16 protein-coding genes are annotated in these 17,267 nt (G+C 72.2%); 9 read left to right on the top strand and 7 right to left on the bottom strand.

Going from position 1 to position 17,267, the window contains the following annotated elements:
* The first annotated feature begins 96 nt into the window (after positions 1 to 96).
* The 4 genes from BKI49_RS14390 (at position 97) to dapE (ending at position 5,907) form a co-directional block, all read left to right on the top strand.
* Positions 97 to 1,896, top strand: coding sequence for a DEAD/DEAH box helicase (locus BKI49_RS14390; RefSeq protein WP_095934653.1), 1,800 nt, complete (start codon positions 97 to 99; stop codon positions 1,894 to 1,896).
* Positions 1,897 to 2,294: 398 nt separating this feature from the next.
* A complete protein-coding gene (locus BKI49_RS14385) occupies positions 2,295 to 2,936 on the top strand; it encodes an IclR family transcriptional regulator (protein ID WP_028804724.1) in 642 nt (213 codons plus the stop codon).
* Between the two features lie 443 nt (positions 2,937 to 3,379).
* Positions 3,380 to 4,840: an amino acid permease gene (locus BKI49_RS14380; protein ID WP_095934652.1), complete on the top strand. Its 1,461-nt coding sequence runs from the start codon at positions 3,380 to 3,382 to the stop codon at positions 4,838 to 4,840.
* Entirely contained in the window at positions 4,837 to 5,907 is a 1,071-nt protein-coding gene (gene dapE, locus BKI49_RS14375; protein ID WP_095934651.1) for a succinyl-diaminopimelate desuccinylase, read from the top strand. The genes BKI49_RS14380 and dapE overlap by 4 nt, the downstream gene beginning before the upstream one ends.
* On the opposite strand, the gene BKI49_RS14370 is transcribed toward dapE, so the two are convergent.
* Positions 5,879 to 7,480, bottom strand: coding sequence for a PucR family transcriptional regulator (locus tag BKI49_RS14370; protein ID WP_095934650.1), 1,602 nt, complete (start codon positions 7,478 to 7,480; stop codon positions 5,879 to 5,881). The genes dapE and BKI49_RS14370 overlap by 29 nt on opposite strands.
* 105 nt (positions 7,481 to 7,585) lie before the next feature.
* Between BKI49_RS14370 and BKI49_RS14365 the strand changes: the two genes are divergently transcribed.
* Genes BKI49_RS14365 through BKI49_RS14355 form a run of 3 tightly spaced genes read left to right on the top strand, consistent with a single transcriptional unit; the run spans position 7,586 to position 10,416 of the window.
* Positions 7,586 to 8,494 carry a GNAT family N-acetyltransferase gene (locus BKI49_RS14365; RefSeq protein WP_257004786.1) on the top strand — a complete coding sequence of 303 codons (909 nt, stop codon included), beginning with the start codon at positions 7,586 to 7,588 and terminating at the stop codon, positions 8,492 to 8,494.
* Positions 8,491 to 9,612, top strand: a complete 1,122-nt coding sequence (gene menC / locus BKI49_RS14360; RefSeq protein WP_095934649.1) for an o-succinylbenzoate synthase — start codon at positions 8,491 to 8,493, stop codon at positions 9,610 to 9,612. Before BKI49_RS14365 ends, menC begins: the two co-directional genes overlap by 4 nt.
* Before the next feature lie 15 nt (positions 9,613 to 9,627).
* Positions 9,628 to 10,416, top strand: coding sequence for a S16 family serine protease (locus tag BKI49_RS14355; protein ID WP_095934648.1), 789 nt, complete (start codon positions 9,628 to 9,630; stop codon positions 10,414 to 10,416).
* A gap of 59 nt (positions 10,417 to 10,475) precedes the next feature.
* On the opposite strand, the gene BKI49_RS14350 is transcribed toward BKI49_RS14355, so the two are convergent.
* The 6 genes from BKI49_RS14350 to BKI49_RS14325 form a co-directional block, all read right to left on the bottom strand.
* On the bottom strand, positions 10,476 to 10,661 hold the full coding sequence (locus tag BKI49_RS14350) for a hypothetical protein (protein ID WP_095934647.1): 186 nt from the start codon (positions 10,659 to 10,661) through the stop codon (positions 10,476 to 10,478).
* A 33-nt stretch (positions 10,662 to 10,694) separates the two neighbouring features.
* A complete protein-coding gene (locus tag BKI49_RS14345; RefSeq protein ID WP_095934646.1) occupies positions 10,695 to 11,663 on the bottom strand; it encodes a glycine betaine ABC transporter substrate-binding protein in 969 nt (322 codons plus the stop codon).
* Positions 11,660 to 12,529 (bottom strand): ABC transporter permease, encoded by an 870-nt coding sequence (locus BKI49_RS14340; protein WP_095934645.1) that lies wholly within the window; start codon positions 12,527 to 12,529, stop codon positions 11,660 to 11,662. The genes BKI49_RS14345 and BKI49_RS14340 overlap by 4 nt, the downstream gene beginning before the upstream one ends.
* A complete protein-coding gene (locus tag BKI49_RS14335; RefSeq protein ID WP_373557548.1) occupies positions 12,526 to 13,737 on the bottom strand; it encodes a betaine/proline/choline family ABC transporter ATP-binding protein in 1,212 nt (403 codons plus the stop codon). The genes BKI49_RS14340 and BKI49_RS14335 overlap by 4 nt, the downstream gene beginning before the upstream one ends.
* A 94-nt stretch (positions 13,738 to 13,831) precedes the next feature.
* On the bottom strand, positions 13,832 to 14,479 hold the full coding sequence (locus BKI49_RS14330; protein ID WP_095934686.1) for an ABC transporter permease: 648 nt from the start codon (positions 14,477 to 14,479) through the stop codon (positions 13,832 to 13,834).
* Between the two features lie 41 nt (positions 14,480 to 14,520).
* On the bottom strand, positions 14,521 to 14,991 hold the full coding sequence (locus BKI49_RS14325; protein WP_095934685.1) for an Lrp/AsnC family transcriptional regulator: 471 nt from the start codon (positions 14,989 to 14,991) through the stop codon (positions 14,521 to 14,523).
* Positions 14,992 to 15,113: 122 nt separating this feature from the next.
* Between BKI49_RS14325 and hppD the strand changes: the two genes are divergently transcribed.
* The gene (gene hppD / locus BKI49_RS14320) at positions 15,114 to 16,259 is read left to right on the top strand and encodes a 4-hydroxyphenylpyruvate dioxygenase (RefSeq protein ID WP_095934643.1); all 1,146 of its coding nucleotides are present in this window, start codon (positions 15,114 to 15,116) and stop codon (positions 16,257 to 16,259) included.
* An 88-nt stretch (positions 16,260 to 16,347) separates the two neighbouring features.
* A complete protein-coding gene (locus tag BKI49_RS14315; protein WP_095934642.1) occupies positions 16,348 to 17,259 on the top strand; it encodes a phage baseplate protein in 912 nt (303 codons plus the stop codon).
* Positions 17,260 to 17,267 lie beyond the last annotated feature (8 nt).

The raw sequence follows: 17,267 nt of genomic DNA, 5'->3' as shown, positions 1-17,267 counted from the left end.
CGGTTGTCATACGTAGCCGAGCCGCCCGCCCGTCTCCCCCCGCCGATCCGTCCGACGTCCGGCGCGCGGCCTTTGATTCGACCACCCACGGAGACCGTGACTACCACCGCCGCCAGTGCCTCCTCGTCGCACCACCTCTCGCCCGCCTTCCCCGGCCGCGCCCCCTGGGGCACCGCCAACAAGCTGCGTGCCTGGCAGCAGGGGGCGATGGAGAAGTACATCCAGGAGCAGCCGCGCGACTTCCTCGCCGTCGCCACGCCCGGCGCCGGCAAGACGACCTTCGCGCTGACGCTCGCGTCCTGGCTGCTGCACCACCACGTCGTGCAACAGGTCACCGTGGTCGCGCCGACCGAGCACCTGAAGAAGCAGTGGGCCGAGGCCGCCGCGCGCATAGGGATCAAACTGGACCCCGAGTACAGCGCGGGCCCGCTCGGCAAGGAGTACCACGGCGTCGCCGTGACGTACGCCGGTGTCGGCGTGCGGCCGATGCTGCACCGCAACCGCAGCGAGCAGCGCAAGACCCTCGTCATCCTCGACGAGATCCACCACGCCGGTGACAGCAAGTCCTGGGGCGAGGCGTGCCTGGAGGCGTTCGAGCCGGCCACCCGCAGGCTCGCGCTCACCGGCACGCCCTTCCGGTCCGACACCAACCCCATCCCCTTCGTCGCCTACGAGGAGGGCAACGACGGGATCCGCCGGTCCGCCGCCGACTACACGTACGGATACGGCTCGGCCCTCGGCGACGGGGTCGTGCGGCCCGTCATCTTCCTCTCCTACAGCGGCAACATGCGGTGGCGTACGAAGGCGGGCGACGAGATCGCGGCGCGGCTCGGGGAGCCGATGACGAAGGACGCCGTCTCGCAGGCCTGGCGCACCGCGCTCGACCCGCGGGGTGAGTGGATGCCCAGTGTGCTGCGCGCCGCCGACCAGCGGCTGACCGAGGTCCGCAAGGCCATTCCGGACGCGGGTGCGCTCGTCATCGCCTCCGACCAGGACTCGGCCCGCGCCTACGCCAAGCTGATCCGTGAGATCACCGGGACGAAGGCGACGCTCGTGCTGTCCGACGACGCCGGCGCCTCGGACCGCATCGACGAGTTCAGCCACAACCAGGACCGGTGGATGGTCGCCGTCCGCATGGTGTCCGAGGGCGTCGACGTGCCCCGGCTCGCGGTCGGGGTGTACGCGACCACGATCTCCACGCCCCTCTTCTTCGCCCAGGCCGTGGGACGTTTCGTGCGGTCCCGCAGGCGCGGCGAGACCGCGTCGGTCTTCCTCCCGACCGTCCCCGACCTGCTGACCTTCGCCAACGAGATGGAGGTCGAGCGGGACCACGCGCTCGACAAGCCCAAGAAGGAGGGCGAGGAGGACCCGTACGCCGAGTCCGAGAAGGAGATGGAGGAGGCGAACCGGGAGCAGGACGAGGACACCGGCGAGCAGGAGCAGTTCTCCTTCGAGGCGCTGGAGTCCGAGGCCGTCTTCGACCGGGTGCTGTACGACGGCGCCGAGTTCGGGATGCAGGCCCACCCGGGGAGCGAGGAGGAGCAGGACTATCTGGGGATCCCGGGGCTCCTCGAACCCGAGCAGGTGCAACTCCTCCTCCAGAAGCGGCAGGCGCGGCAGATCGCGCACAGCCGCAAGAAGCCCGACGAGGAGGCCGACCTCTTGGAGCTCCCCGCCGAGCGGCGGCCCGTGGTCACCCACAAGGAACTCCTGGAGCTGCGCAAGCAGCTCAACACGATGGTCGGAGCGTACGTCCACCAGAGCGGCAAGCCGCACGGAGTGATCCACACCGAGCTGCGCCGCGTGTGCGGCGGCCCGCCGAGCGCGGAAGCGACGGCGGGTCAGCTGCGACAGCGGATCGCCAAGGTGCAGGAGTGGGCCACCCGCATGCGGTGACCCCGGATGCGGGGCGCCGGTCAGCGGGCGGGGTACCGCTGCCGGCGGGTGACGGGTACGGGTTCCCGCCGGTGTGCGGCGGGGCATGTGCGCCGGGCGTGTGCGCGCTCCGCTTCGGGCGCCGCACCCCCCATGATTCGGGGCAAACGGAATCAGTCCGTACCAGCCGATGCCCGGATTCTGGACGGAGACTTCCGCTGAGCGGACCGGCTCGCTACTGTCCCGCTACGCACACGCCCCGTGGCAGCGCCGCCGCGGAGCGCAGCCGTGAAGCGACTCCGCCCGGGATCACCCCGGGTCGCCAGCCGACCGGCGGCCTCTGAAGCGCGTCGCCGACGGGACTCGGTGACGCACAGCCGCGAGGGGGCCGTCGACCTCACCACTAAGGAGTGGGCGTCGTGACCGCGGAGACCTCTCAGACGCTCGACAGGGGACTGCGCGTCCTCAAGCTGCTCGCCGACACGGATCACGGGCTGACCGTCACCGAGCTCTCGAACAAACTGGGCGTCAACCGGACCGTTGTGTACCGCTTGCTGGCCACGTTGGAGCAGCACGCTCTCGTCCGCCGCGACCTGGGCGGTCGCGCCCGGGTCGGACTCGGGGTGCTGCGGCTGGGCCGTCAGGTGCACCCGCTGGTGCGGGAGGCCGCGCTGCCGGCGCTGCGCGCGCTGGCGGAGGACATAGGGGCGACCGCTCATCTCACGCTCGTCGACGGGACGGAGGCGCTGGCCGTCGCCGTCGTCGAACCGACGTGGACGGACTACCACGTCGCCTACCGCGCCGGGTTCCGGCATCCGCTCGACCGGGGGGCCGCGGGGCGGGCGATCCTCTCCGCCCGGCAGGCGTCGGCGGAGGAGCCCGGGTACACCCTCACGCACGGCGAGCTGGAGGCCGGGGCCAGCGGTGCCGCGGCACCGCTCCTCGGTGTGACCGGGGTCGAGGGGAGCGTGGGCGTCGTCATGCTCGCCGACTCCGTGCCCGAGAGGGTCGGGCCCCGGGTGGTCGACGCCGCGCGCGAGGTCGCCGACGCACTCCGCTGAACCCGGGCGCCACGGGGCGGGCTCAGCGCCGCGCCGAGCCCGGACGACGCAGGGTGCGTACGTCGCCGCGCCGAGCCTGGACGCTCCCGGGCGACCCCGTTCCCGCGCCGAGCCCGAGCGCGTACGTCGCCGCGCCGAGTCCGGATGCTCCCGGGCGACCCCGTTCCCGCGCCGAGCCCGGAGGCTCCCGGGCGACGCCGGGTGCGTGCGTCCCCGCGCCGCGCGCGGCCCTCGTCGCGTCCGTACCCCGCCGCGCACCCCGCGCCCCGCACGGAAACCGGAGTCCCCGGCCCCCGGCCGCGCAGGCCCGCCGCCCTCCCTCCGCTTTGGCCGGGACGACAAACCCTTTCGCGTATCTCTGGCCGATGCTCCCACCGGCCGGAGCTGTGGCGTCCGCATCATCAGGGCACTGAAGCGGACGGTGCGGTGGAGGGAGCAGCACGGTGGAGACAGTGCGTACACGGCCGAAGGGCGGTCCGGGGAGCGGGCGGGTCGGCCGGCTGACGCGGCGGCAGGACGTCGGGGCGCTGGTCGCCGACGCCGCCGGGAGCCCGCTGAAGCGGACCATGGGGGTCGGGCAGCTCACGCTGCTCAGCGTGGGAGCGACCCTCGGCACGGGCATCTTCGTGGTGCTGGGGGAGGCCGTCCCCGAGGCGGGCCCCGCCATCGTCGTGTCGTTCGTGCTGGCCGGGGTGACCGCGCTGTTCTCGGCGCTGTCGTACGCCGAGCTGGCCGGCATGATCCCCGGCTCCGGCTCCTCCTACAGCTACGCCTACGCCACCCTCGGCGAACTCGTCGCCTGGGTCTGCGGCTGGTGCCTGATCCTGGAGTACGGGGTGTCGGTGGCCGCCGTGGCCGTGGGCTGGGGCCAGTACGTCAACGAACTGCTGGACCTGACCGTCGGGGTCACCCTGCCCGAGTGGCTCAGCGCGCCACCGGGCGACGGCGGCGTCCTGAACGTCCCGGCTGCCGCGATCGTCGTCCTGTCCATGGTCGTGCTGCTGCGCGGGGCCCGGGAGAGCGCCGTCGCGAACACCGTGATGGTCGGTGTGAAGATCGCCGCGCTGGTCATGTTCTGCGCGGTGGCCTTCACGGCCTTCCACGCCGGGAACTTCACCCCGCTGTTCCCGCTCGGCACGGCCGGGATGAGCGCGGGCGCCGCGTCGCTGTTCTTCTCCTACATCGGCTTCGACGCCGCCTCCACGGCGGGCGAGGAGGCGCGGAACCCACAGCGCGACCTGCCGCGCGCGATCATCCTCTCCCTCGTCCTGGTCACCGCGCTGTACGTGCTCGTCGCGGTCGCCGCGCTCGGGGCGATGCCGTGGCAGCGGTTCGAGGGCACGGAGGCCACGCTCAGCCAGGTGCTCGTGCAGTCGGTGGGCGGCGGGAACCTGTGGCCGGTGCTGCTGTCGGTGGGCGCGGTCGTCGCGACCACCAGCGTCGTGCTGACCGTGCAGTACGGGCAGATCCGCATCCTGTTCGCGATGTCGCGGGACGGCCTGGTGCCGCCGCTGTTCTCCAAGGTGCACCCGAGGACCGGGGTGCCGCGGGCCAACACCGTCATCGTGTCGCTGTTCATCGCCGTGCTCGCCGCGCTCGTCCCGCTGGGCGCCCTCGCCGACGCCACCAGCATCGGCACGCTGTTCGCCTTCATGCTGGTGAACCTGGCGGTGGTGCTGCTGCGGCGGCGCAGCCCCGAGGCGCCACGGTCGTTCCGGGTGCCCTTCTCGCCGGTCACGCCGATCCTGGGCGTCGGCTTCTGCGCGTACATGCTGTTCAGCCTGGGCACCGACACCTGGGTCGCGTTCGGCGCGTGGATGGCGGCCGGGCTGGTGATCTACCGGCTGTACGGGATCAGGCACTCCAAGCTCGACCAGGCTCCGGAACGTGAGGAAGCGGCATGACCCGGCTCGATCTCTTCGCCGACGTCGTCGCCCTCACCCGCGCGCTCGTCGACATCCCCTCCGAGAGCGGCCACGAGGCCCCGCTCGCCGACGCCGTCGAGGCGGCGCTCGCCGGGCTGCCGCACCTCACCGTCGAGCGGATCGGCCACTCGGTGGTCGCCCGCACCGACCTCGGTCACCCCGAACGGGTCCTGATCGCGGGCCACTTGGACACCGTGCCCGCCGCGGACAACCTCCCCTCCCGACTCGAAGGCGGCCTCCTGCACGGCCTGGGCGCCTGCGACATGAAGGGCGGTGTCGCCGTCGCCCTGCGCCTCGCGGCCACCGTCCCCGCGCCGGCCGCCCGTGACGTCACGTACGTCTTCTACGAGTGTGAGGAGGTGGAGGGCGACCGCAACGGACTCGGGGTGATCGCCGCCGCGCGCCCGGAGTTGCTCGCCGCGGACCTCGCGATCCTCATGGAGCCGTCCGACGCCGGGGTCGAGGCCGGCTGTCAGGGCGTGCTGAGCGCCGACATCACGGTGCGCGGCGAGCGGGCGCACACCGCGCGGTCCTGGATGGGCGTGAACGCCGCCCATCGGGCCGCCGCCGTCCTCCAGCGGCTCGCCGACCACACGCCGCAGCGGGTCGTGATCGACGGGCTGGAGTACCGGGAGGGCCTGAACGCCGTCGCCGTACGCGCCGGGGTCGCCGGGAACGTCGTCCCCGACGAGTGTGTGATCACCGTCAACTCCCGGTTCGCGCCCAGCCGTTCGGCTCAGGAGGCCGAGGCGTACGTACGGGACCTGTTCCCCGGTCACGACGTCGAGGTCACCGAGGTCGTCCCCGGCGCGCTGCCCGGACTCGGCCAGGAGGCGGTGGCCTCGCTGGTCGCCGTCCTCGGCGTGGCACCGCGCCCGAAGCTGGGCTGGACCGACGTCGCCCGGTTCGCCGCGCTCGGCGTCCCCGCGCTCAACTACGGCCCCGGCGACCCGGTGCTGGCGCACACGGCGGGGGAGTACGTGCCGGTCGCGCAGCTGCACGCGTGCGAGGAGCGGCTCAGGAGCTGGCTGTCGGCGTCCCCCTGAGCCCCGCGAGTGCCCTCAACTGGAGCCACAGCACCAGCCGTTCGTCGGGATCGTCGAGGTCGATGCCGAGCTGCTGCCGGGCCTGTCGCAGGCGGTAGCGGCAGGTGTTGGGGTGCACGGCGAGCAGGCGCGCCGCGCCCGCCATGTCGCAGCCCGCGTCCAGCCAGCAGACGAGGGTGCGGGCGTAGTCGGTGCCGTGCTCGGCGTCGTACGCGAGGACCGTGCGCCATGCCCCGGCGCTCAGCTCCCGGCTCTCGCCCAGCACTTCGGTGAGCCGGAGCAGGGTGACCCGGGGCCTTACCTCCTCGACGGACGCCACGGGCAGCTCCGGTCCGAGGATGCGCAGCACCAGGTCCGCGTCGTCGCGGGAGGCCGTCACCTCGGCGAGGCCCGGCACGACCTCGCCGAGCCCCGCCCGCACGGGCACCCGCAGCGCCTGCCCGGCCCGCCGCACGACGTCCTCCACGAGTTGTCTGTGCCGCGCCCCGCCGCGCTCGCCGACCGCGGGCAGCAGCGCGTACACGACCCCGTCGGCGAGGACGCAGGCGTGCCGCCCGTAGCGCGCCTCGCACTGGAGGCGTACGAGGTCCAGGAGGCGCAGCGCGGTCTGTTCGACGTCGGCCGCCGAGACGGCCGGTCCGAGCACGAAGGCGGCCACCCGGACGGGTGCCGGGCCGCCGTCCGGGCCGATGCCCAGGCCGAGCCGGTGGGCCGCGGCGGCCGGGTCGGCGGTGCCGTCGAGGAGGCGGCGCAGCAGGTCGCCGTTCTGGTGGCGGGCCAGCTCCTGTGCGGCCCGGGCCCGCAGCAGCAGCATCGCCGCGGTGGACGCGCCCTGCGCGAGGGCGGCCTCGGCGTCCGGCGCGAGATTCCCGTCGTCGACCACCCAGAGCGAGCCGAGGGTCTCGCCGCCGGCGCGCACCGCGACGGCGAGTCGGGGCAGCAGGTCGGTGCCGGTGCCGGTGCCGAGCGCGGGCAGCCGTACCGGCCCGCCGGCCGCGAACAGCACCCGGTACTGCTCGGAGTTCTCCGGGCTCGTCGGCACCTGGAGACCGAGGATGCCCTGCCTGCGGTCCTCGTCGACCGACTGGCCCGGCACGGTCGAGTACGCGAGGATCCGCTGGCGCGGGTCCTCGACGGCGGTGGCGCCGCCGACGGCCGCCGCGACGGCGTCGGCGAGCGCGAACAGGTCGCCGAGGGCCGCGCCGCTCCCGAGGCCCGAGGGGACGGCCCCGATCGCCGATGCGAGCAGCAGGTGCACGTGGTGCCAGGCGGCGTCCTCGTCGACGGACAGCAGGGCCACGCCCGCCGCCTCGGCCTCCGCGAGCGGTCCGTCCGGGCCACGTACGACGAGCCCGCTCATCCCGGCCTGTGCCGCCGCCCGCGCGAGCGGTGCCGCCGCGGACGCGCGGACGCCGACGGCGAGCAGCAGCGCCCCCGGCGCGTTCGGCAGTGGCGTGTGGGCGTCGTGGAGCAGGGCCTCCGTCACGGGCACGGTGAGCCCGTGGGGCGCGGTGTGCAGCCGGACCGGGCCGCCCACGACGTCCAGCAGGTCGCCGAGGGTGCAGGCGTCCACGGGACCCCCTTCCAGGCAGTGGCTTGGCCGATCTCATCAGGAACGTACGCGCTCGTTGTCCTGATGCACAACGCGAGGGCGGCGGTGAGCTCGGAGACTCGACCCATGACAGGAGATTCCACGGCAGTCGCCCTCAGGGCGGCGGGTGCCACGGCAGGGGTTCCCGGGGTGGCGGAGAGCGCGGCACAGGCGGAGGCGCGGGAGGTCGCGCGGGCCGCGGCCCGCGCCGCCGGTGTCGAGGTCCGCACGGTGCACGACGTCGCCGGCATCGCCGCCGTGACCGACTTCTTCAGCGACGTCTGGCAGACCCCGCGCAGCACTCCGCCGTACCCGGCCGAGGTGCTGCACAGCCTCGTCCACGCGGGCGGCGCGGTGCACGCCGCCTTCGACGGCGGCCGGCCGGCCGGCGCCTCGGTCGCCGTCTTCGGCCCGCCCGCCGGAGCGGACGTGTACTCCTTCGTGGCCGCGGCCCGTGCCTCCGACCGGGGCGTCGGGTACGCCGTGAAGCAGGCCCAGCGCATCTGGGCCCTGGAGCGCGGCGCCCGGTCGATGCGCTGGACCTTCGACCCGCTGGTCGGCCGCAACGCCCGCTTCAACCTGGTCAAGCTGGGCGCGTCCGCCACGGAGTACCTCGTCGACTTCTACGGACCCATGGCGGACGGGGTCAACGACGGGGACGAGAGCGACCGGCTCACGGTGACCTGGGACCTGGTCCGTCCCTCCCCGTCGCGCCCGGCGCCGGACGCCGCGGACCGCGAGGCCGCGCCCGCCACGCGTCGCGCCCCCGACGGCGGTCCGCTCGCCCGTCGGGACCCGGGCGATCGCCACGTGTGGTGCCGTGTGCCGCACGACACCGTCGCGCTGCGGGCCGCGGACCCGGTCCGGGCACTGCGCTGGCGGCACGCAGTCCGGGAGGTCTTCACGGAGGCCTTCGCCGAGGGGTTCACCGCGACGGGGATGTCCCGCGACGGCTGGTACACCCTCACCCGCAGCCTCGAGGAGGGCACCGCATGAAGCTCGAACGCGTCGAGGTCGTCCACATCGCCCTCCCGCTGGTCACCCCCTTCCGGACGTCCTTCGGCACCATGACGACGAAGGACACCTTCCTGCTGCACGTCGTCACGGACATGGCCGAGGGCTGGTCGGAGTTCGCCGCCGACCCCGAGCCGCTGTACTGCTCGGAGTTCGTGGCGGGCGCGGAGATCGTGCTGCGGGACTTCCTGCTGCCGCGCGTGGCGGCCCTCCCGGACCTCACGGCCGCCGCCGTCGCGCCCGCCCTGGCGAAGGTCAAGGGACACGAGCTGGCCAAGGCGGCGCTGGAGACCGCCGTGCTCGACGCCGAACTGCGTGCGCACGGCATGTCGCTCGCCACCTACCTCGGCGCGGTGCGCGACCGGGTGCCCGCGGGCGTCTCGGTCGGCATCAAGGACTCCGTCCCGGCCCTCCTCGACGACGTCGAGCGCTACCTCTCCGAGGGGTACGTCCGCATCAAGCTGAAGATCGAACCCGGCTGGGACCTGCACCCCGTGCGCGCCGTGCGCGAACGCTTCGGGGACGAGCTGCCCCTCCAGGTGGACGCCAACACGGCGTACACCCTCGCCGACGCCGAGCATCTGCGCGGCCTCGACACGTACGGGCTGCTGCTGATCGAGGAGCCCCTGGAGGAGAACAACCTCCGCCAGCACGCGGTGCTCCAGAGCCGAATCGCCACCCCCGTCTGCCTGGACGAGTCGCTGCACGGCGCCCGCGACACCGCGTCCGCGATCGCCATGGACGCGTGCCGGGTCGTCAACGTCAAGCCCGCCCGCGTCGGCGGCTATCTGGAGGCCCGCCGCATCCACGACGTCGCGCACGCGCACGGCGTCCCCGCCTGGTGCGGCGGCATGCTGGAGACGGGCATCGGCCGCGCCCCCAACCTGGCGCTCGCCGCCCTGCCCGGCTTCACCCTCCCCGGCGACACGTCCGCGTCGAGCCGCTACTTCGCCGAGGACATCACCGAGCCCTTCGTCCTGCAGGACGGGCATCTGCCGGTGCCGCGCACCCCGGGGATCGGGACCGAACCGCTCCCTGAGGCGCTGCGCCGCTTCACGACCGCGCGGCGGGACCTGTACGGGGGGTACGCCGGGCGGTGACGTTAGATTGATCCCGTGCTCTCACGCCTCACACGTCCCAAGGCCGTCGCCGTCTGCGCCGTTCCCGTCGTGGCACTGCTCGCCACGGCGGTGTTCGCTCCGCTGCCGTTCTCCGTGGCGCAGCCCGGCCTGACGGCGAACGTCCTCGGCGAGAAAAAGGGCGTCCCCGTGATCACGATCAGCGGCGCGCCCGTCCGTGACACCAGCGGTCAGCTGCGGATGACCACGATCGAGGCGACGGGGCCCGACGCGAGCGTCTCGCTCGGCGACGTGCTCGGCGGATGGTTCGCCACGGACCGCGCCGTGATGCCGCGCGACTCGGTCTACCCGAGCGGGAACAGCGTGGAGGAGATCGAGCGGCACAACGCGGACGAGATGAAGAAGTCCCAGGACACGGCCACCGAGGCGGCGCTGTCGTACCTCCACGAGAAGGACGACGTGAAGGTGACGCTGAAGCTCGCCGACGTCGGCGGGCCCAGCGCCGGACTGCTCTTCTCGCTCGGCATCGTCGACAAGCTGGACGGCGACGGCAGCGGCGGCGACCTCACGGGCGGCCGGAACATCGCCGGTACGGGGACGATCGACGCCGACGGGAAGGTCGGCGCGGTCGGGGGTGTGTCGCTGAAGACCCAGGCGGCCCGGCGGGACGGCGCGACGGTCTTCCTGGTGCCGAAGGCGGAGTGCACGGAGGCGAAGGCGGAACTCCCGGACGGACTCCGCCTGATCCCGGTGACCAGCCTGGCGGGCGCGGTGGACGCCCTGGTGGCCCTGGACGCGGGCAAGGGCGGGGTCCCCAGCTGCTAGGGGGCGTCGCCCGCCAGGGGGCACCCCCTAGGGCCCGCCCGCCCCGAGAGACGGCCGGGTCAGTGCGCCACGGCCGTCCCGGGCGTGGCGGCGAGCCGCAGACCCACCTCCACGAGGGTCCAGCCGAGCCGGGTGCGCAGCTCGCGCGGGTGCCGGGCCGAGGCCGCGAGCCGGTGGGCGTCCGCCCGGGCGCGCAGGTCGGCGGCGCGGGCGTGGTGCAGTCGGAGAGCGTTGTCCGGGTGCATCGGGACGACCTTTCCGCGGCCTGATCGGGCCGGTCACCCGCCCTTCACCAGCCCCTCCGACTTCATCCAGTCCAGGGCCACCTGGTGCGGGTCCTCGCCGTCGACGTCGACCTTCGCGTTCAGGTCCTGGGCCACCGTGTTGTTGAGCTTCTTCGTCACGGGCTCGATGACCTGGGCGATCGCCGGGTACTTCTGCAGGGCCTTGGTGTTGATCACAGGTGCGGCGTTGTAGTTGGGGAAGAACTTCTTGTCGTCCTGCATCACCACCAGGTTCATCGACTTGATGCGCCCGTCGGTGGTGAACACCTCCCCGTAGGTGCAACTGCCCTTCGCGACCTGGGTGTAGATGATCCCGGTGTCCATCTGCGTGATGTTCTTCGCGGGCACGCTCATCCCGTAGGCCTTCTCCATGCCCGGCAGCCCGTCGGCCCGGTTGGCGAACTCGCTCTCCACGCACAGTGTCACCGCGCCCGGGTCCGACTTCGAGAGCGCGGCCACCTCGGAGAGCGTCCTGGTCCGGTACTTCTTGAAGTTGGCCTGGTTCATGGCGAGCGCGTACGTGTTGTTGAGGGCGGACGGCGGCAGCCAGGTCACCCCGTTCTTCAGGTCGGCCTCGTGCACCGCCTGCCACTGCTCCTGCGGGTCGGGGATCGGCTTGCTGTTGCCGAGGTAGGTGATCCAGGCCGTGCCCGTGTACTCGTACATCGCGTCCGCGTCGCCGTTCTTGAGGGCCTCGCGGGCGCCGATCGACCCCTGGATGCCGGTGCGGTCGAGGACGTCCGCGCCGGCCGCCTGGAAGGCGATGCCCATGATCGCTCCCAGGATCAGCTGCTCGGTGAACTCCTTGGACGTCACCGTCAGATGCGCCCCCTTGAGCGGTTCACCCTGTCCGATGGAGCCGGGCCCGACGTCGTCGGTCATGGGGGAGCCGCTGGTCAGCCCGCACCCGGCGGCCAGCGCGAGGACGCCGGCCAGCGCCGGGCAGGCACGCGCACGCCTCATCTCCCCACCTCCAGCCCGCGGGGCCGCAGGAACAGTTCGGCCAGCGAGGCGAGCCAGTCGACGAGCAGGGCGAGCGCCACGGTGAGGACCGAGCCGAGCACCAGGACCGGCATGCGCTGGTTGGTGATCCCGGTGGTGATGAGGACGCCGAGGCCGCCTCCGCCGCCGAAGGTGGCGAGGGTCGCCGTGCCCACGTTCAGGACGAGCGCCGTCCGCACGCCGGCGAGGATCAGCGGCACGGCCAGCGGGAGTTCGATGCGGGTCAGGACGCCCAGCGGCGACATGCCGATGCCGCGCGCGGCCTCCAGGACCGTCGGGTCGTTGGCCTTCAGCCCGGCGATCGTGTTGGACAGCACCGGCAGGACGGCGTAGACGATGATGCCGATCAGGGCCGCCTTCGTGCCCGTTCCGAGCCAGATGACCAGGAGCGCCAGCAGACCGATCGCCGGGGTGGCCTGCCCCATGTTGGCGATGGTCATCGCGAGCGGCGTCGCCTTGCGGAACGCCTTGCGGGTGAGCAGGATGCCCAGCGGGATGGCGATGATCAGCACGAAGAAGGTCGAGATCACGCTCAGTTCGATGTGCTGCCACAGCGCCTTCGACACCTGGCCGTTCGACAGGGCGTTCCGGGAGATCTCGTCGAGGTCCGCCTGCTGGAACCAGAGCCAGGTGGCGAGCAGCAGCGCCACCAGCGTGGCCGGCAGAAAGGTGAGTTTCTGCCAGGTGATCCGCCGCTTCGGCGCGGTGGGGGGCGGCGGCGGGGCCTCCCGCTCACCCTCGCCGGAGCCGTCGCTGTCGTCGCGGAAGGCGAGCCCCTTGACCTCGTGCTCGCCCTCCGGCCGCCGATCCGTGGGCGGTGTGCTCACGCCTTCGCCTCCCCGGTGTCGACACCTTCCTGTTCGAAGTGGGTCTGCTGCGCGCGGGTCTCCTCCAGCTCGTGCTGGTGCTCCATCGCGTCCAGCCGGTCGGCCTCCAGGAGCTCGTGCACGGAGTTCATCAGCGTCTCCATGTCGACGACGCCGATGTACTCGCCGCGCCGCCCGGTGACCGCGACCCGGCCCGCGTTGTCCGTGAGGACCGCCTCCAGGGCGTCCCGCAGCGTCGCGTCCAGGGTCACCGTGTCGTGCACCAGCGTGCCCGCCCGCGCCAGCGAGCCCCTGGCCCGCATCAGGTCGCCGCGCCGCAGCCACTTGTAGGGGCGGCCCCGCTTGTCGAGCAGCAGGATCTCGTTCGTCCCGCTGGAGCGCAGCCTGTTGAAGATCTCCTGCAGCGGGTCGTCGACGGTGACCGTCGGATACTCGGTGACCTCCACGTCCCGTACGCGGGTGAGGTTGAGCCGCTTCAGCGCCGCGCCCGCGCCCACGAACCCGGACACGAAGTCGTCGGCCGGGTTGGTGAGGATCGCCTCCGGGGTGTCGAACTGCGCGATGTGCGAGCGTTCCCGCAGCACCGCGATCCGGTCGCCGAGCTTGATCGCCTCGTCGAAGTCGTGGGTGACGAAGACGATCGTCTTGTGCAGCTCGTGCTGGAGCCGGATCAGCTCGTCCTGGAGGTGGTCCCGGGTGATCGGGTCCACGGCCCCGAACGGCTCGTCCATCAGCAGCACCGGCGGATCGGCCGCCAGCGCCCGCGCGACCCCGACGCGCTGCTGCTGGCCGCCGGAGAGCTGGCGCGGATAGCGGCCGTGGAACTCGCCGGGGTCGAGCCCGACGAGGTCGAGCATCTCCTCGACCCGCGCCTTGATCCGCCCCTTCGGCCAGCCGGTCATCCTCGGTACCAGCGCGATGTTCTGGGCGACCGTCATGTGCGGGAAGAGCCCGGACGACTGGATCGCGTAGCCGATCTTGCGGCGCAGCTTCACCGGGTCCATGTCGGTGACGTCCTCGCCGCCGATGCGGATGCGGCCACCGGTCGGCTCGATCAGCCGGTTGATCATCTTCAGGGTGGTGGACTTCCCGCATCCGGACGGGCCCACGAACACGACGATCTCGCCCGCCCTGATCTCCATGTTGACGTTGTCCACGGCGGCGTCGCGGCTGCCCGGGTACCGCTTGGTGAGGTGCTCCAGCTCGATGGTGGCGCCGGTCGTGGACGCGTGCCCGCTCCCGGCCGTCCGCTCCTCGGGGGCGTTCCCGGCGGGCGACTCGGCCGACGTGTCGGACGCGGGTTCAGGCACGGATCCCCCTCGGAATGGTCAGCCGTCCGATCAGCACGTACGCGGCGTCGAACAGCAGCGACAGGATGATGATCCCGAGCGTCCCCGCGAGCACCTGGTTGAGCGCGTTCTTGCTGCCCAGGGAGCCGATGCCGCGGAAGATCTCATTGCCGAGGCCGGGTCCGGAGGCGTACGCGGCGATGGCCGCGATGCCCATCATCATCTGGGTGGCGACCCGGATGCCGACGAGGATCGGCGGCCAGGCCAGCGGCAGTTCGACCCTGACGAGCCGGGCCGGCCGCGACATGCCGATGCCGTTCGCCGCGTCCACCAGCGACGCGTCGACGCCGCGCAGGCCGACGATCGAGTTGCGCACGACCGGCAGCAGTCCGTACAGCGTCAGCGCGATCACCGTGGGCGGCACGCCGAGCCCCACGACGGGGATCAGCAGACCGATCATGGCGAGCGACGGAATGGTCAGGAAGGTGGCCGTGGTGGTCGTCGCGACGTTGCCCGCCCACTGGCTGCGGTAGGTGGCGACGCCGATCAGCACGCCGATGGCCGTCGCCACGACCATGCACTGGAAGACGGCGCTCGCGTGCTGGTAGGCGTCCGTGAACAACTGCTGGTGGCGGCTGCTCAGGTACTCCCAGAAGTTCACGGCACCGGCCCTCACCTCGACGGCGCCCGGGGCCACGGGCGTCAGGTGTCTCCCGACGCCTGTTCCACGAGCGGGATGATCCGCAGCGGAACGGGGTTCTCCATGACGATCGCCGTGGAGGCCCGGACGATGCCATCAAAACCGACAACCCGGTCGATCACACGTTGGAGATCCGCGTTCGAGCGGGCCACGAGACGGCACAGCATGTCCCCGCTGCCGGTCGTCGTGTGCAGTTCGAGCATCTCCGGGACGGTCGCCAAGTGCGCTCGCACGTCGGGGCCTTGCCCCTGCCGGATCTGGAGCGTCGCGAACGCCGTCACGGGATAGCCGAGGGCGGCCGGATCGACCTGTGGCCCGAAGCCCCGGATGACGCCATTCGACTGAAGCCGGTCGAGCCGCGCCTGCACGGTGCCGCGCGCGGCCCCGAGCCGCCGGGACATCTCCAGCACCCCGATGCGCGGTTCCTCGGCCAGCAGCACGATGAGCCGGCCGTCCAGATGATCGATCGCCATGCGGACCTCCGAGATGGTCATCATGTACAGAAAGCCCGACGGGGCCGCCCTGCGATTGAGCATATTGTCCAGTGAATACGTGAACTATTGCGCACCTTGTGGAACAGGGGGAGTCTGCGCGCATGACGCAGACCACACACCACACTCCCGACACCGCCCGGCAGGCCGACCCCTTCCCGGTCAAGGGAATGGACGCGGTCGTCTTCGCCGTCGGCAACGCCAAGCAGGCCGCGCACTACTACTCCACCGCCTTCGGCATGCGGCTCGTGGCCTACTCCGGACCGGAGAACGGCAGCCGCGAGACGGCGTCGTACGTCCTCGAGAACGGCTCGGCGCGCTTCGTCTTCACCTCCGTCATCAAGGCCGCCACGGACTGGGGCCGCTTCCTCGGCGAGCACGTGGCCGAGCACGGCGACGGCGTCGTCGACCTGGCCATCGAGGTGCCGGACGCGCGCGCCGCGTACGCCTACGCCATCGAGCACGGCGCCCGCTCGGTCGCCGAGCCGTACGAGATCAAGGACGAGCACGGCACCGTCGTCCTCGCCGCGATCGCCACCTACGGCAAGACCCGCCACACGCTCGTCGACCGCTCCGGCTACGACGGCCCCTACCTCCCCGGCTTCGTCGCCGCCGAACCGATCGTCGAGCCGCCCGCCCACCGCACCTTCCAGGCCATCGACCACTGCGTCGGCAACGTCGAACTCGGCCGCATGAACGAGTGGGTGGGCTTCTACAACAAGGTCATGGGCTTCACGAACATGAAGGAGTTCGTGGGCGACGACATCGCGACCGAGTACAGCGCGCTGATGTCCAAGGTCGTCGCCGACGGCACGCTCAAGGTCAAGTTCCCGATCAACGAGCCCGCCATCGCGAAGAAGAAGTCCCAGATCGACGAGTACCTGGAGTTCTACGGCGGCGCCGGCGTCCAGCACATCGCGCTGAACACGAACGACATCGTGGAGACCGTACGCACCATGCGCGCGGCCGGCGTCCGGTTCCTCGACACCCCGGACTCCTACTACGACACCCTCGGCGAGTGGGTGGGCGACACCCGGGTGCCCGTCGACACGCTCCGCGAGCTGAAGATCCTCGCCGACCGCGACGAGGACGGCTACCTCCTGCAGATCTTCACCAAGCCGGTCCAGGACCGTCCGACCGTCTTCTTCGAGATCATCGAGCGGCACGGCTCGATGGGCTTCGGCAAGGGCAACTTCAAGGCCCTGTTCGAGGCGATCGAGCGCGAGCAGGAGAAGCGCGGCAACCTGTAGAACCCGCAACCGGCGGGGCCGGGAGGGGACTCTCAAGTCCTGTGGGCGCCACGGGGGCGCCCACAGGACGCGGGAGGGACGAGGCCGCATGGGTGATCCGCGGGCCGACAGGACCACCGTCGACGAACCGGTCGACCTGACCACACCGTCCGAGCGCTGGCTGTGGAAGAAGGACACGCTCCGGGAGCCGACGATCCTCCAGTCGTTCGCCTTCGACGAGGTGAACGGCCATCTCTACGCGCTCCAGGTCACCGAGGGCGGCGGCGAGGCCGGCGACCTGTGCCTGAGCCGCCTCGACCAGGACGGCGACCGGCTCGGCCACATGTACCTGCCGGGCTTCGGCCACGGCGTGTCCATGGGCGTCCAGAACGCCTCCGACGGCACCGTGTGGATCTGGACCGAGGCCGACGCGGTGGGCGGCTACGGGCAGGGCGTGACCCGCTTCCGCTTCGTCGACGGAGCCACCCGCACCCGCGCCCAGGTGCACGTCCGCCGACCGGTACCGGGTTCGACCAACAATCAGCCCGCCGTCTGCATGGCCACGCGCCGCATCGCCGTACGCCACCGCGTCGACGGCGTGCCGCGCTACCGCGTCTGGGGCCTCGACGCGTTCGTCGCCGGCGACTACACCACGCACCTCGCCGACTTCCCGCAGACCGGCGCCCACCCGGACCCCGCGGTCCCGTTCCAGGGGTACGCGCTGCACGGCGACCACCTCTACCAGCTCGCGGGCGCGGCGTACGACGAGGCCGCCAACCCGCCCTCCGGGCACGGCAACACGTACGTCTCCCGCCTCGACGTCCGCACCGGTGCGCTGGTGCAGCGGGCCCGCACGGAGGCCGGGTACTCGCTCGACCACCGTGAACCCGAGGGCCTCGCCGTCCGCCGCGCCGGCGGCCTGCGGCTGTGCATCGGGCTCGCCTCGGGCGAGCGCGGGGCCCGCAGGTTCTCCGTCTACTGCAAGCCGTTCACGCCCCTGAGCCGTAGTCCCCGGACGTAGTCTGACCG

The sequence above is a fragment of the Streptomyces sp. Tue6028 genome (assembly GCF_002300165.1).
GTDB classification, from domain to species: domain Bacteria; phylum Actinomycetota; class Actinomycetes; order Streptomycetales; family Streptomycetaceae; genus Streptomyces; species Streptomyces siamensis.
Note: the sequence above shows the minus strand (reverse complement) of the source record. Positions and strands in the feature narration are given on the sequence as shown.